Origin of the sequence: Nocardia sp. NPDC005746 (assembly GCF_040630785.1) — a bacterium.
In the GTDB taxonomy this organism is placed as follows: Bacteria; Actinomycetota; Actinomycetes; order Mycobacteriales; family Mycobacteriaceae; genus Nocardia.
This window is the reverse complement of record NZ_JBEXYE010000002.1, coordinates 117109-132006: the sequence shown is the minus strand read 5'-3', so window position 1 is coordinate 132006 and position 14898 is coordinate 117109. Positions and strand designations below refer to the sequence as shown.

Genomic DNA, 14898 nt, shown 5'->3' with positions numbered 1-14898 from the left:
AGCAGCAGCACAATGCGTCGATGCTGGTCACCTACGGCGTGGTGCCCTTCGCTAGCTCAGGTCCAGCGTCATGATGCCGTGGTGACCTCGAGTGAGCCGACGTCGTCAGAAGCGCCGAAAGCACCGGGAGGACAGCGGCCGCCGCGGACTGCGGCGGGTGCTGTGCGCGGCTGGGCCAACAAGGACTTGTGGACCGCAATGGCAGCCATCACCACCGCGTCGGCGGCGGTCGGGGCGCTGGTCTTCACGGGTCTGAATCTGCGCGAGACGCGGCACCAGTACGGTCTGTCTCAGCAAGTGGAAGTCACTGATCGTTTCGGTAAGTCCGTCGAGCATCTGGGTTCCGACCAGCAGACTGTACGAGTAGGCGGGGTCTACGCGTTGGAGCGCATTGCGCGAGATTCCGCGGCCGACTCGCAAACGGTGGTCGAGGTACTCAGTGCGTTTCTGCGGTCGCGAGAATTGACCAATTGCCCGAATGTCGAGCTGCCGGTGGACACTTCTCCGGTTGCGGAGCCGGCACCGGCAGACCTGTGGGCCGCCGCGGCGGCCATCAGTCACATGTACACGCCGTTCCGGGACCACCAGCTCGATCTCCGGAAGACCTGCCTGGTCATGATCGATCTGTCCGGCAAGCGTTTCAGCCATACGGTCTTCATGCATGCGTGGTTGACATGGTCCAAGCTCTGCGCGACCAAACTGGATGGCGCCAACTTGCAGGGCGGGCGAGTGGACTTCGCAAACCTGGAGGGTGCAGATCTGTCCGGCGCCAACCTCGAATTTGCGAATCTGTCCTACTCGAGGTTGGACCGTGTGAACTTATCGGCGTTGGACGGCAGAGGTGCGGACTTGGCGCACGCAGATCTGCACGCGACGTCGTTGCGGGGCGCGAACCTCTCGCGCGCCAATTTCTTCATGGCGGACCTCAGTTACGCTCATCTGGAAGGAGCGAACCTTGCGGATGCCGATCTCCACCAGCTCCGGAGCACCGACCATCTGGCCTACGACGACAAGACGGTGTGGCCCGAGGGGTACACACCCCCGCCCAGTGACTCCGCGCCCAATTTCCAGTCCAGCCAACAGTGCTGATTCCGCTGACTTGCGCGGACACACAGGTTTTCCTCCTCGGGTCGAAGTCAGCGCCGGCGCCCCATCAAGGCCCACCCGATAATGAATGACAGGATCGTCCAAATGACAACAAAAAGGACGACAAGTGCTGCAGTTGCCAACCACTGACCTCCGCCAAGGGAACAATTACTTTGCGTGTTGCCATTCGAACCTCACAGCTCGTTGGCGATCAAAAGACTTCGTACACGCTCTTCCATGAGCCGGCGAGCACGCACGGCGGACCACCGGTCTTTGGCGTACAGCCCCGGGAAGTCCGCACTGAAGGCTATGAAGAGAGATCTCTCGCTGCTCCATACGACCCGGACATTGCCGAACGTTACGCTCCCCGACGTCATCGTGTTGTCTTACTTGACTCGCGATTCGATGTTGCGGAAGAGCGACGGAAGGGGACTTGCCGAAATAAAACTCGTGGATGGCGACGCAAGGCTTGCCGGGCGGCGCCCGCGGAGGACGGCGCCGTCGATGGCGTAACGACCATTTCCTCTTCCTGTTCGCTTCGTATCGCACGGTGCGGAAACCCGGACGGTGGTGCCGCTGGGCTCGGCGGCACCACCGTGCAACATTGGGGACGTGGGTGGGCACGTCCCAATCGGGATCCGTATTGAGGGATTGCGGATCATTCGCCAGATTACCGCTAGAGAGCTCATCTTTAAACATTAACCGAAAGAAATTCCGATTTGTCCATTTAATGACCGGCCCATAACGGACAAAATGGATGCTTTGGAGCTATATTTCCGCAGTTGAACCCGAGGGCCGGCATCGCGTACGGCGCAGGGTCAGCGGTTCGATTCTATTGCCACAAAATAGCCACATTCGTGGTAGTGGTGTCCAGCGAGTGGGACCGAACGGCATCGGCGTCCCGTCGGCCGCGATCAGATCCTGGAGGGAAGAGAGATCATCACGACCGGGCAGTGGTATCGACAATTCTGAGAATGACGCACTGCGTGAGATCACCCAGGGAAGCTCCGAGCAAGAGGCGACCAGCCCTTCGCCGAACTCGAGAAGGTCTTCATTCTCCGCGGTAGGCCGCCGAAAGTACTCCGTTCGGCAGGGACCCAAATCCCCTGCACGGCGATGGAATTGGTCCTGCGGCCCGGGGCTCAGGCAGGCGCTGACCGAGTGCTACATCAGTGCAACAGTTTCGGCCTGTTCGGCTTGTCGGGGTCGACCAGGCGGGCAGTGACCTCGCCCAGAGCGCCGACTTTGACCTTGATCAACTGACGGGCGGGCGCGGCGAACGTCGGCGAGGACCCGCCGACGTCGTTCGTCGCCCGGCGGCCGATCAGGCGGAACGGTCGCTTCGATGGAATCGCGACGAACGCTGTTGTGGTGCCGCGCAACACAACAGCGGCGGGACTGCTCCGAGTCAGACTCCCGAGGCACTCCATCAGAAGCTGTTCGCGCTCGTCGCCGGACAGCGTCGTCGTCCGACCAGCAGGGGCCGACGAGAGAATACGGGCGACTCCGCCCAACTCCACGTCTATCCCTGTGGGGGATACCAGGGTTGCGAGGTGCTCGGCCACTTCCGGTGAAGTCATCAATCCGTCCCAAATCTGCTCACATGTTTCTCGGAATTCTCGTGAGGCTCCTCGCGCGGCTGCCGCCGGCTTCACAGGCGCCCGCAGAGTCTCGAGACACTCGATCGGTACAGCGGCACGACGCGGCGGGCCAGCAGCCGCCGATAGATGATAGGCACAGTGTGTGGCAACTGTCTCGCAATTTGACATGATCTGGATCCTCCAAATCTCACGGGACACACACGCTGTTCGCACCGCCTCAGATGCGAATCCACGGAGCGTCAGCGCGACATCCTCTCGACAGTCAAGCGAGACCGATTCGGCGGCAAAGTGTTCGCTAACAAGGCTATCGCGGCGTCACAGGCCGCCTGGCGGTGCCGTTCAGAGCGACTGAAGTCCAGACCAAACGGACATACTTGCTCAGATTTAATGCGACCCCTTCCGGTAAATACAGGACGCGAGTCGTCGTGAGGGCTAGAGTGACCCGCTAGGTGTACGACGACCGTCGACGCCGGGCTGCGGGGTTCCGGCGATTCGAAATCTGGTTGTGGTTAGGTGTATCGGCGCGGTGGATCCGATACGTGCCATCGCGCACGGGACCGAAGGCGGTCCCGGCGCGGCACCGTTCGAGCGGGCTCATCGAGCTTCGATACGACGAAGGTCCGGGGTCGGGGTGGCGACCGCCGGGTAACTCGCTGCGGTGGGGCGGCGACCGACTCTTCCATGGGCTCAACAGTTTTCGCATGGCTGACACAGCCCTGTTGGCCCGGTTCATCACGTTGATGGGTTTTCGACGCAGCAGTCGTGAACGCGTGGCGGCTCTTCATCAGCGGCCATCTGCCACACCATCGTCGATACGCGTCACCCGAATTGATACACCCCACAATGCCGGCCGCGATTGGCCCTGTTCCGGAAAGGTGCTTGACGAATGCTGACTTCCGTCAAACGACTCACTCTCGAGGACGGCAGATCGCTGTCCTGCACGAGCCCCGCCGAGGCCCGGATGCTCTGGGACGAGATGTCGACGCAAGGGTACTACCGACGGGCGGCCGCCCAACTGCGCCCGGACGACATCGTGCTCGATATCGGTGCGAACATCGGTCTCAGCGCAATAGCCTTCGCAGATGCCTGTCCCGGCGTGCGCGTCATCGCCGTCGAGCCCGCTCCGCTGACATTCGAGTGCTTGCGCCGCAACATGGTTGCGCACGTCCCCGACGGCATCGCGCTCGAAATCGGGGTAGGCGCAGCGAAGGGCACCGCACAGTTCACTTGGTACCCACGAGCGTCAGCGAACTACAGCCTGTACGCGGACCGTCAGCGTGACAACCAGACGACGACGATCTTCCTGCAGAACTGCGGCCTCGATCAGGAGGCGATCGCTCTCGTCACGAACGACCTCCAGGACGGCGAACAGATCGACGTGGAGGTCACCACGGTGTCGGAATTACTGGCGAACCAGGCACCGGCAGGCGAAATTGGTTTGGTCAAGATCGATGTCGAGCGAGCGGAACTGGATGTCGTCCGCGGCATAGCCGAATCGGACTGGGCTCGGATGCGAACCGTCGTCGCCGAAGTCCACGACTGTGGCGATCGCCTGGCACAGTTCTGCGCGCTGTTGCGCTCCCATGGTTTGGCTACGGAGGTGCGTCAGGACGCGTTCCTGCGCGGAACGGCGCTCTACGAGGTCTTCGCCTTTCGGCCACCAACCTGGTGACGGAGTGACGAGCTGTCCGGGTCTGCCGTTGGCCGCGCATACTCGGAACCCTTTGCTCTGCAATGGATCTTCCTGAGCATCGACGAGTCCTGACCACTGTCGATTCCCGCTCCACCTGGTGTTCGGCACCGGCGGTCTCATCGAACTTCATCATGTCGACGAATTCATCGAACTCGCCAGCGAGATCGGTGTCATCCTGCTGTTCGGGCCGAGTACCGATCCGGCGAGCATTCCGCCGGTGCTGGGCTGGGCAGTGCTGCTGGCGGTGGTCACGGCGTCCACCAAGATCGCCGGCTGGCGGGGCTGCCGGGCGGGCCGGGGCGTCCCGCTACAGACGTGCTCGCGCTGGATCCGCGCTCGTGCCCGCGGTGAATTCTCCATAGCGTCGATCGGCTACGGGCACGCGCGGCCTGACAACGGGCTCGCACCGGCGATCACCGCTGGAGTGTTTCCCGCAGATCCGCGAGCGTGAGGGTGGGTCGAGCTCAGCCCACGGGGGGGTGGCGAGCTCGGCCCACCCGTCGCCGCGACCTGGTGGCACGGTCCACCCGTTCGCCGGAATACGCCCGAGGCGGGAGCTGTGAGTGTGGTGTGAGTGACGGGTGCGTTCGTTTGCACTGCTACCGATCGTGGTAAACAGTCCGCTGTCCACTTTCCGCCCGCCCTGCATCAGCCGACGCGTTCGGCGCAGTGCAGGATCTTTGCTGTCAGGGGTAGCCGATGAGGTTGTCGACTCGCGTCCGCGAGGAGAACCAGGATGCGCCACGTCGAACGGTGGGCTCGGAATACCGGCTGGACCTGGACGGATTACGTGGACTGGCTGTCGCGCTGGTCGTGATGTTCCACATCTGGATGGGCCGCGTGTCCGGCGGCGTCGATGTCTTCCTGGCGCTGTCGGGCTTCTTCTTCACCGGGATGCTGATACGCCGAGCCGAGTCGACCGGGTCGGTCGACGTGGTCGCCATGGTGCGACGTACGCTCGCGCGACTGGTCCCGGCAATAGTCGCGGTGCTGGCCGCGGTGGTTGTCGCGGCGTTCTACATCAGCCCGTACACGCGGTGGTCCGACATCGCCACCCAGACGGTGGCTTCGATGTTCTACTACCAGAATTGGCAGTTAGCGCTGTCGTGGTCGAACTACCTGGCCGCAGACCCGAGTGTGAGTCCACTGCAACATTTGTGGTCGATGTCGGTGCAAGGCCAGTACTACCTGCTCGCCATCACCGTCGTGGCCGGCGTCGCCTGGGTGCTGTCCCGTCGCGCGGGCACCGCCCGTTTGCTGCGCCCCGTGCTGCTGACTGTCATCAGCTCTGTTGGTGTGGCATCTTTCGCGTATGCCACGCACGGCGCGGCCACGCATCAGGGCTGGAACTACTACGACAGTTTCGCGCGATTGTGGGAGCTGCTGGCCGGTGCGGCATGCGTGATCGTGGCCCCGATGATCTCGCCGCCGCGGCCGATGCGGTGGCTACTGGCGATAGCCGGTGTGGCCGGGGTGCTGGCATGTGGAGTGGTCCTCGACGGCGCCGATCTGTTCCCGGGCCCGGCCGCCTTGCTTCCGGTCGGAGCGACCATCGCGTTGATCGCCAGCGGCGCCAACACCGATCCCGCGTCGCGGCCCCTGCCCAACAGACTGCTCGGCACTCCGCCGGCGGTTCGGCTGGGAGAACTGGCCTACGCGCTGTATCTGTGGCATTGGCCGCTCCTGATCTTCCTTCTCGTCGAAACCGGCCGCCCGCGGGCGGGATTCACCGACGGTGTGTTGATCATCGGCGCTTCGCTCGTACTCGCCTGGATGACCCACCGATGGATCGAGCAGCCGCTGCGTTCGGGGACACGGACCCCGGCCCTGCCCACCGGATATCGGCGGGCCGCGTGGTCGATGATCGCGGTGCTCGGCGTATCGGTGATCGGCGTGACCTCGGCCTGGCATTTCGTCATACGCACCCAATCCACATCGGCCGTCAGTGCATTTGCCTTGGATCCTGCGATCTACCCCGGCGCTGAGGCATTGGTCAGCGGTGCATCCGCACCCCTCGCCAAGATGCGGCCCACGGTGTTGGAAGCGCCCTCGGAATTGCCGCCGCCCACCCTCGATGGCTGTATCGCCGACTGGAACACCCGTGACGTTGTGACTTGTGTCTACGGAGACACCACCGCGGAGCGCACGCTGGCGGTGGTGGGTAGTTCACACGCCGAGCACTGGCTGCCCGCTCTGCAGATTCTCGCCGCCGAGAACGACTTCCGGATTGTCGTCTACTTGAAGATGGGCTGTCCGCTCACCGTCGCCGCGGACCCCATGTACAAAGGCCAGCCCAATCCGGACTGCCGAGACTGGTCCCGTGAGGTGATCGACCGTCTCGGTGCCGACCGCCCAGACTGGGTGTTCACCACTGGCACCCGGCCCGTGGACGACGGTGGTGACGAAACGCCCCAGGACTACCTGGATGTGTGGTCCCAACTGTCCGCCCGCAATCTCAATGTCATCGCCGTCCGCGACACCCCGTGGTTGCGGCGCAATGGTATTCGCTACAGCGGGATCGACTGTTTGAGCAAAGGTGGCGACCGGCTCAGCTGCGGCATGAAACGCGACGATGCCCTCAATCCCGTCGACCCGGCTCTCGAGCCCGCGGCGGCCTACCCCAACGTATTCCCGATCGACCTCACCGATGCTGTCTGCGAACCTGATATCTGCCCCGTGGTCGAGGGCAACATCCTCATCTACCACGACGAGCATCACTTCACCGCCAGCTATTCCAGGTCTCTGGCCCCCGCGCTCGGCCGAGAACTCCAGCCGATCCTGGGATGGTGGTGACCGGCCTACCGGTGGCTCCAATTCGCCCGAACACCAACAACTTCCACCACCCAGCCAGCCCACCTCAATACGTCACAGTGACGTATTGAGGTGATCCCGCGAGCCTAGGGGAGCGACCCAAGGGAGGTCACCGATGCCAAACCCGGGGCCACATCCAGCCAATCCATGCCGAACAGGAAATTTTCCACCAAATGGCATGTAGGCCAGAAATATTCATCCGAGCCGATTTGCGCCCTGCGCGCGCCAGCGTTTTCATGCAGGGAAGTACACGCACACCAGGCGCCGCCAGCCGAGCAGGCAGCGCCACATGCACACGAACACGCAACGCACACAACATCTTTCAAGATCAACACCGTTGCCGTAAGCGCGCCGATAATCAACATTATGTCAAGTTGCGCTGAGGTCGTGCCCCCTACCGCAATGTGTGCCACAGCGCCGCGACGAACACGCCGCATGCCACGGCGACGCCGGTGATCGCCATCGCCTTCGCGATATCGGGCCGCCACCTCTGGACGGTATCGATACCGACGAACAGTGCACCGACCAACACGATCGGCACGACGGCGGGCACGATCAGCGCGACCAACGGGCCCACGATCCAGCCCGCCATCCGGAACTTGCCCCACGTGACGCCCAACGCGAGCGGGATCACGACCGCTCCGGCGACCCCACCGGCCAGCGCCCACCACGGCCCCTCCCCGATCCACGGCACGCCCGGGACACCGGGAATGCCGATCAGGTCGAGAGTGCACCACAGACCGATCAGGACGATGACCAGGCCGGTCCCCCACAACGCTGAGCGATAGTGCCACTTGCGGATCGGGCTCCAATCGACCTGACGGCAGTGATGCATGGTGGCACAGGTGACCGCGGCCCAGATCATCCAGCGGCGGACCACCCCGGTGCCGGTTCTGGCCATGGCGTCCCGGAAGATGCGGTCGGCCTCGTCACGGTGGACCGTCCGGCCGGCGATATAGCTGACCGTCTCGTCCTTGTCGAGCACCAGCCCGTCGTGCAGGATCGCCGCGGGCAGGTGCGCGCCGGTCTTCGGAACCAGCCAGGTCAGGAACGACGGCACCGAAGTGAGGTCGGTGGTCCAGCGCTCCAGATCGGCGGGGACGCGGATAGGGCCGACGCCACCGGGTACATCATCGTCGTATCCGATCCGGTGCAGTAGCCGGAACTCCTCACGGCCGCTGCGCGGGTCGACGACTCGGTCGAGGGAGATGGTCAGGTCGGGCAGGGCTTCGGTAGCGGCCGTTGCCGGGGCGGCGGTATTGCTGACCACCACCGCCCCCGGCCCCAGATCCGCGGCGGCGACCTCGGCCGGCGCCTTGCCCGCGTCGTAGAACGGTGCGCCCGCCTGCTCCACGTCGAAATTCATGCCATCAGCGTGGCACTCACGGCCCGAATACGATCCAAGACACCGCAGCCCGCGACCGAACCGAGCCCTCGGGGTGCCGACGCCGCTCTACATAGACGTGATGGCGCGGACGACCAGCATGCGCTGGGGGCTCGGGCAGATCAGGTTGTCCCAGGGCAGGGACAGGGATTCGGTGTTGTCGGGCGGGTAGACGCGCAGGGTGCTGGTGCGCAGGGCGGCGCAGTCGTTCACCTGCTTGGGGTAGCTGATGAATTCGAATTGGGCGGCGCCGCCGTTGGCGGACAGGGTGACCGTGGTGGCCTGCGGGGCTTGGGGACCCTTGTCTCGTTCGGCGGGCTCGCCGACCGGGTCGCCCTGGGGGCCGTTGGTTTGGGAGACGCCCGGGAAGCCTTCGAGGGTGCAGGCGGTGGAGCTCTTGTTGATGAACTTCAGGAACCAGGTTCCGCCGATCTGGCCGCCGTGGCCCTTGTCCAGGATCAGTTGGGACGTGGTGCATTTCGCGGTGCCGGCGGGAGCCTTGGTGGTGGGGTCGCCCGCCGGGGCTCCGGTCGTCGGGACCGGGGCGTCGGTGGTTCCGGGGGTTCCGGGGGTGCCGCCGCCAGGCTGGGTGGGCTGCCCCGGCTGGGTGGGCTCGCCCGGTTGAGTGGGCTGGGTTGTCTGGCCGGCGGGGGCCGTGGTGGGCAGTGGCTTGGGTGTGTCGGACGGGTCGCAGGCGGTGGTGCCGAGAACGACCCCCGCGGCGAGTGCGGCGACAACCAGTGACTTGATTCCCATGAGAAACCTCCAGATGCGAAACCCGACCAAAGACATGCATGGTGCACATCAGTGGGGTCGAAGCGGCTGTTACGGCGCTGCAGGCGAGAAATCCGTGGAATCGCCTGTGGGTCAATGCAGTTCGTCGTAGACTGCCGCGAAAACCCCTGATCCGGGTGCGCTTGGCGAAACCGTTAACAGGTACCCGATCTTTTTGTGCCCCCAAAAGATGGGGCCGAACGAGGCGCTGCTCCCCCGCCGCAAGGTCAGCGCCCGGATCACCGATCGGCGGGCCCGATGGACCGCCCTGGCCCGAGCGACGCGTGGACGTCGTTCACCCTCCCGGGCGAGAACATCGCCTACTGTCGGGAGCAGGTCGCCTGGCCGGCCTCTCCCCCGGGAATTCTCCCCACACGCCGAACCAATACTTGATTGATTCCAGAAAAAGGGGCAGACTTCGTGCTGTGCCCACGCCTACCGATTTCGAGCGCATGTTGCGCGGGGCCGCTCTGCGCGTGACCGCACCGCGGCTCGCGGTACTGACCGCTGTGCACGACCACCCCCACTCCGACACCGACACGATCCTCGGCTTCGTCCGCGAAACCCTGGGCGGCGTGTCCCACCAGGCCGTGTACGACGTACTCAAAGCCCTGACCACCGCGGGGCTGATCCGCCGAATCCAACCCATGGGATCGGTCGCGCTCTACGAAACACGCGTCGGTGACAACCACCACCACGTCGTGTGCCGCACCTGCGGCGTCATCGCCGACGTGGACTGCGCCGTCGGTGAGGCCCCCTGCCTCACCGCCTCCGACACCAACGGCTTCGCCCTCGACGAAGCCGAGGTCATCTATTGGGGTTTGTGCCCCGAATGCTCCAAAACCGCTGCCACACAAAACAAGTAGCGGCCACACTCGTGGTCGACAACAAGATCACATCCATGGAAGGACGACACACCGTGCCTGAACACCCGCCCATCGGTGAAGCCAATACCGAACCCGCCGCCGGTGGCTGCCCCGTCTTGCACGACCGGAATTCCGACCCGGCCGAGGGCGGTAACGCCAACCGTCAGTGGTGGCCCAACCAGCTCAACCTGAAGATCCTGCAGAAGAACCCGGCCGTCGCCAACCCCATGGACGAGGGCTTCGACTACGCCGCCGAGTTCAAGACCCTCGACCTGGCCGCCGTCAAGGCCGACATCGTCGAGGTCATGCACACCTCCCAGGACTGGTGGCCCGCCGACTTCGGTCACTACGGCCCCTTCTTCATCCGCATGTCCTGGCATGCCGCCGGCACCTACCGCGTCCAGGACGGCCGCGGCGGCGCCGGAGCCGGCATGCAGCGCTTCGCGCCCCTGAACTCCTGGCCCGACAACGCCTCCCTCGACAAGGCCCGCCGCCTGCTGTGGCCGGTCAAGAAGAAGTACGGCAAGAAGCTGTCGTGGGCCGACCTCATCGTCTACGCCGGCAACGTCGCCCTCGAGGACATGGGCTTCGACACCTTCGGCTTCGGCGGCGGCCGCGTCGACCAGTGGGAGCCCGAGGAGGACGTGTACTGGGGTCCCGAGACCGAATGGCTCGGCGACGCCCGCTACACCGGCAAGCGCGACCTCGACAACCCGCTGGCCGCGGTCCAGATGGGTCTGATCTACGTCAACCCCGAAGGCCCCAACGCCAACCCCGACCCGGTCCTCGCCGCCATCGACATCCGTGAGACCTTCGCGCGCATGGCGATGAACGACGAGGAGACCGCCGCCCTGATCGTCGGCGGCCACACCTTCGGCAAGACCCACGGCGCGGGCCCGGCCGATCACGTCGGTCCCGAGCCCGAAGCCGCCCCGCTCGAGGAGCAGGGCCTGGGCTGGCGCTCCGACTTCGGCACCGGCGTCGGCCGCTACGCCATCACCTCCGGCCTCGAGGTCACCTGGACCCCCACCCCGACCAAGTGGGACAACACCTTCCTCGAGACCCTCTACGGCAACGAGTGGGAACTCACCAAGTCCCCCGCCGGCGCCCACCAGTGGGTCGCCAAGGACGGTCAGGCGATCATCCCCGACGCGTTCGACAACACCAAGCGGTGGCTGCCCACCATGCTGACCACCGACCTGTCCATGCGGCTGGACCCGATCTACGAGCGGATCACCCGCCGCTGGCTCGACCACCCCGAAGAGCTGGCCGAAGCCTTCGCCAAGGCCTGGTACAAGCTCACCCACCGCGACATGGGCCCCAAGGTCCGCTACCTCGGACCCGAGGTGCCCGCGGAGACCCTGCTGTGGCAGGACCCGATCCCGGCCGTCGACCACGAGCTCATCTCCGACGCCGACGCCAAGGCCCTCAAGGCCAAGATCCTCGACTCGGGTCTGACCGTGGCGCAGCTGGTCTCCACCGCGTGGGCCGCGGCCTCGTCCTACCGCGGCTCGGACATGCGCGGTGGCGTCAACGGCGGCCGCATCCGCCTGCAGCCGCAGGCCGGCTGGGAGGTCAACCAGCCCGACGAGCTCGCCCAGGTGATCCGGGTCCTCGAAGGCATCCAGGCCGACTTCGGCAAGCCGGTCTCCTTCGCCGACCTGGTCGTGCTGGCCGGTAACGCCGGCGTCGAGAAGGCCGCCGAGGCAGGCGGTTTCGCCGTCGAGGTGCCGTTCCACGCGGGCCGCACCGACGCCACCCAGGAGCAGACCGACGTGGAGTCGTTCGCGATGCTCGAGACCGCCGCCGACGGCTTCCGCAACTACGTCGGCAAGGGCACCCGCGTCCCCGCGGAGTACCTGCTGCTCGACAAGGCCAACCTGCTGACCCTGTCCGCGCCCGAGATGACCGTCCTCGTCGGCGGCCTGCGCGTGCTCGGCGCCAACTACCAGGGTTCGCAGCTGGGTGTGTTCACCGACAAGCCCGGTGTGCTGAGCACCGACTTCTTCGTGAACCTGCTCGACATGTCCACCAAGTGGGCTCCGGCCGACTCCGAGGACAGCAGCTACGTCGGCACCGACCGCGCCACCGGCAAGGCCGTGTGGACCGCCTCCCGCGTCGACCTCGCCTTCGGCTCCAACTCGCAGCTGCGGGCCCTGGCCGAGGTGTACGCCGAGGACGACTCCAAGGAGAAGTTCGTCAAGGACTTCGTCGCGGCCTGGACGAAGGTCATGGAACTGGACCGCTTCGACCTCGCCTGAGGTTGATCCGGCCGGTGTGACCGGTTGACACGATGCCCCCGAACCGAAGGGTTCGGGGGCATCGCGCGTCCCGGGGATCGGTCAGTCGACGATCTGGGTGCGGACACGGCCGATGAACCGGCGCGCGATGTCCGCGCCCTCGTGGTTGTAGGCGTTCATCAGATCGGTGAGTTCATCGACCAGTGCCCGCAAGGCCGGGGAGTCGACACCGTCGGCGTCGGTGGCCCACTCGCGGGGAACGGCGCCGACCGTGATCAGAATGCCCGCCTCGGCAGGGGCTTCCACCGAGTAGGTGAGCAGGTCCGGTGCATCATGCACCGCACTCAGCACGGCGATGTCCTCGGTGATCATCTCCGCGATGCGCGACAGGCTCGCGTGCCGACCCGGACGCGCGTGGCGCGCACCGTAACTGCGCTCCCCCGGGCGCGCGGCGGGCCGACTGGTCTTGGCCAGTATCCGATCCAGCATGCGTTGCGCGGCCGCGCGTTCCGCGACCCCGGTGCGCGGATGCTCGATCAGACTGCGCAGCCGCTGGATTCGGCCGATCGTTCCCGTGGGCATGCCTTCCCCTTCCGCCGTGGCACCTCGATCATGCCAGCGCCCTGTCCTGTCGTGGCCGGGGTTGCCGGCTACGACCTTTTGAGCGGAAAGTGATGCATACGCATGTCTGCATGCGACTATAGATCTTTCGCCGACATATCGGTGACATAAAAGTGAAACCTGTTCTATCGTGGTGGAGTGGATGTCACATACGAGAACACCCGACGCGAAATCGCCACGGACAAAGGCGTTCTGCGCTACCACGAAGCCGGGGACGGCCCTCCCCTACTGCTGCTCCACGGATCCGGGATCGGCGTCAACGGGTGGCGGAACTTCCGCAACAACCTGGGCTTCTACGCCGACCACTTCCATTGCTACGTCCTGGAATTCCCCGGATTCGGCGTCAGCGACCCGGTTCCCGGACACCCCGTGCTCACCGCCGTCGACTCCGTCATCCGGTTCATGGACGCCCTCGACCTCGACTCCGCGGCCATGATCGGCAACTCCATGGGCGGCGTCGTCGCCTTCAATGTCGCCATGGCACACCCGCAGCGGGTCGAGAAGATCATCGCCATCGGCGGCGTCGGGCAGAGCCTGCTCGCCATGACCCCCAGCGAAGGCACCCGACTGCTGTCCGAATTCGCCGACGCGCCCTCGCACGAAGGCCTCATGCGGTGGCTGCGCTGCATGATCTACGACCCCACGATGATCACCGACGACCTCGTCGAGGAACGCTGGGCCGCCGCCACCGATCCCGCCGCGCAGGCCAGCCTCAAAGCCATGTACGGGTCGGAAGCGCTTGCGCTGCAACAGCAGTTCCTGGAGAACTCCCCCACCCCGCCCTACTGGTCCATGCTGCACACGATCAAGAGCCCGGTGCTCATGACCTGGGGCGGCGACGACCGCCAATGTCCCACCGACATGGCCCTCATCCCGCTACGGCAGATCCCCAACGCCGAACTGCACGTCTTCCCCAAATGCGGGCACTGGGTGATGTACGAGGCCAAGGAAGCCTTCGAACGCGTCACCCTCGAATTCCTGCATCGCTGAACAGGACCACCGGGTGGGCCGCGACCAGCCCACCCGGATCACGCTCAGCGACCGCCGAACACCGTCGCGTGACACGAGGTGAGCAGCGCCACCAGCTCATCGCCCTGCTTGTCGTCCAGCACCGCGAACGCGGGCGCGATCAGATCCTCGGTGATCTGCTCGGCCTGCATCCAGCGGCCCTTCAACTCCGCGGTGATCTCGTCGAACGGCTCCGGCCAGCCGAAATTACGCGCCTGATCCGGACCCGGCTTCAACGGCGACCCCGCGATCAGCACCGCCTGCAACGGCGTCAGACCGCTGCCCAGCACACCGATCAGATGCAGCCCGCCGCGCAGCTCCCGCAGAATGTGGATCAGCTGCAGCACCAGGCCCGGCGCGTCCTCCGCCAGCGGCAGCGCCCGCCACCCCGCGAACAACGGCACACCGACCGGATTCGCCGCGGCCACCACCGGCAGCAGCAGCTCCGCCAACCGGCCCGAATCATCGAAGTCCGCCAGCTTGCGGCGGCCGAAGTCCTGGCAGGCCTTCAGATAGCCCGCGGCGCCTGCCTCCGCCGACATCGCCGCGGTCGACTCCCACGCCTGCCGGATGGCCTCGGGACGGAAGAACCCGAACGCCGCGGTCACCACATCCGCGTCCACGTCACCCAGCACGCCGCCACGGCCACGCGTATAGCCCGGCAGGAAACCGGGGACACCGGTGCTCTCGGCGAAGGATCGGGCCTCCCGGGAGAACATGAATCCCCCGCCGATCTGCTGAATCTGATCCTTCACCGCGGACGCTACCGACATGTCCGATCCTCTCTGAACGGAAAGCGCAATCGATCCGAGAC

The 14898-nt window shown here is 65.4% G+C and carries 12 protein-coding genes; 7 read left to right on the top strand and 5 right to left on the bottom strand.

Annotation, left to right across the window (positions count from 1 at the left end):
• Positions 1-198: 198 nt before the first annotated feature.
• Entirely contained in the window at positions 199-1089 is an 891-nt protein-coding gene (locus tag ABZ412_RS04390; protein WP_357276216.1) for a pentapeptide repeat-containing protein, read from the top strand.
• Between the two features lie 1166 nt (positions 1090-2255).
• Here the strand turns inward: ABZ412_RS04390 and ABZ412_RS04385 are convergent.
• A complete protein-coding gene (locus ABZ412_RS04385; RefSeq protein ID WP_357276213.1) occupies positions 2256-2666 on the bottom strand; it encodes a hypothetical protein in 411 nt (136 codons plus the stop codon).
• 907 nt (positions 2667-3573) lie between these two features.
• Between ABZ412_RS04385 and ABZ412_RS04380 the strand changes: the two genes are divergently transcribed.
• The 3 genes from ABZ412_RS04380 to ABZ412_RS04370 all read left to right on the top strand — a co-directional run bounded on the left by ABZ412_RS04380 (position 3574) and on the right by ABZ412_RS04370 (position 7173).
• Positions 3574-4359, top strand: coding sequence for an FkbM family methyltransferase (locus tag ABZ412_RS04380; RefSeq protein ID WP_357276211.1), 786 nt, complete (start codon positions 3574-3576; stop codon positions 4357-4359).
• 118 nt (positions 4360-4477) lie between these two features.
• A complete protein-coding gene (locus tag ABZ412_RS04375; protein WP_357277165.1) occupies positions 4478-4831 on the top strand; it encodes a hypothetical protein in 354 nt (117 codons plus the stop codon).
• 248 nt (positions 4832-5079) lie between these two features.
• Positions 5080-7173, top strand: coding sequence for an acyltransferase family protein (locus ABZ412_RS04370; protein ID WP_357276209.1), 2094 nt, complete (start codon positions 5080-5082; stop codon positions 7171-7173).
• 412 nt (positions 7174-7585) lie between these two features.
• On the opposite strand, the gene ABZ412_RS04365 is transcribed toward ABZ412_RS04370, so the two are convergent.
• Both ABZ412_RS04365 and ABZ412_RS04360 read right to left on the bottom strand, forming a co-directional pair.
• Positions 7586-8557, bottom strand: a complete 972-nt coding sequence (locus tag ABZ412_RS04365; protein WP_357276207.1) for a DUF1353 domain-containing protein — start codon at positions 8555-8557, stop codon at positions 7586-7588.
• Positions 8558-8644: 87 nt separating this feature from the next.
• Positions 8645-9331: a DUF4232 domain-containing protein gene (locus ABZ412_RS04360; protein WP_357276205.1), complete on the bottom strand. Its 687-nt coding sequence runs from the start codon at positions 9329-9331 to the stop codon at positions 8645-8647.
• Positions 9332-9774: 443 nt separating this feature from the next.
• On the opposite strand from ABZ412_RS04360, the gene ABZ412_RS04355 reads away from it, so the two are divergent.
• Together ABZ412_RS04355 and katG are read left to right on the top strand one after the other, a co-directional pair.
• Positions 9775-10215 (top strand): Fur family transcriptional regulator, encoded by a 441-nt coding sequence (locus ABZ412_RS04355; protein WP_357085830.1) that lies wholly within the window; start codon positions 9775-9777, stop codon positions 10213-10215.
• 53 nt (positions 10216-10268) lie between these two features.
• Complete coding sequence (katG, locus tag ABZ412_RS04350; protein WP_357276202.1) at positions 10269-12476, top strand: catalase/peroxidase HPI; 2208 nt, start codon at positions 10269-10271, stop codon at positions 12474-12476.
• Between the two features lie 81 nt (positions 12477-12557).
• Here katG and ABZ412_RS04345 read toward each other — a convergent pair whose 3' ends face one another.
• A complete protein-coding gene (locus ABZ412_RS04345) occupies positions 12558-13037 on the bottom strand; it encodes a hypothetical protein (RefSeq protein ID WP_357276200.1) in 480 nt (159 codons plus the stop codon).
• A gap of 177 nt (positions 13038-13214) precedes the next feature.
• Between ABZ412_RS04345 and ABZ412_RS04340 the strand changes: the two genes are divergently transcribed.
• Positions 13215-14066 (top strand): alpha/beta hydrolase, encoded by an 852-nt coding sequence (locus ABZ412_RS04340; protein ID WP_357276197.1) that lies wholly within the window; start codon positions 13215-13217, stop codon positions 14064-14066.
• 44 nt (positions 14067-14110) lie between these two features.
• Here the strand turns inward: ABZ412_RS04340 and ABZ412_RS04335 are convergent, their stop codons facing one another.
• On the bottom strand, positions 14111-14857 hold the full coding sequence (locus tag ABZ412_RS04335; RefSeq protein ID WP_357276195.1) for a hypothetical protein: 747 nt from the start codon (positions 14855-14857) through the stop codon (positions 14111-14113).
• Positions 14858-14898 lie beyond the last annotated feature (41 nt).

Bases quoted from the DNA above. Each gene is read 5' to 3' on its own strand.
- ABZ412_RS04380 (WP_357276211.1), top strand. From the start codon at position 3,574: ATGCTGACTTCCGTCAAACGACTCACTCTCGAGGACGGCAGATCGCTG.
- ABZ412_RS04335 (WP_357276195.1), bottom strand. From the start codon at position 14,857: ATGTCGGTAGCGTCCGCGGTGAAGGATCAGATTCAGCAGATCGGCGGG.
- ABZ412_RS04345 (WP_357276200.1), bottom strand. From the start codon at position 13,037: ATGCCCACGGGAACGATCGGCCGAATCCAGCGGCTGCGCAGTCTGATC.
- ABZ412_RS04370 (WP_357276209.1), top strand. From the start codon at position 5,080: ATGAGGTTGTCGACTCGCGTCCGCGAGGAGAACCAGGATGCGCCACGT.
- ABZ412_RS04390 (WP_357276216.1), top strand. From the start codon at position 199: ATGGCAGCCATCACCACCGCGTCGGCGGCGGTCGGGGCGCTGGTCTTC.
- ABZ412_RS04365 (WP_357276207.1), bottom strand. From the start codon at position 8,557: ATGAATTTCGACGTGGAGCAGGCGGGCGCACCGTTCTACGACGCGGGC.
- ABZ412_RS04360 (WP_357276205.1), bottom strand. From the start codon at position 9,331: ATGGGAATCAAGTCACTGGTTGTCGCCGCACTCGCCGCGGGGGTCGTT.
- ABZ412_RS04385 (WP_357276213.1), bottom strand. From the start codon at position 2,666: ATGACTTCACCGGAAGTGGCCGAGCACCTCGCAACCCTGGTATCCCCC.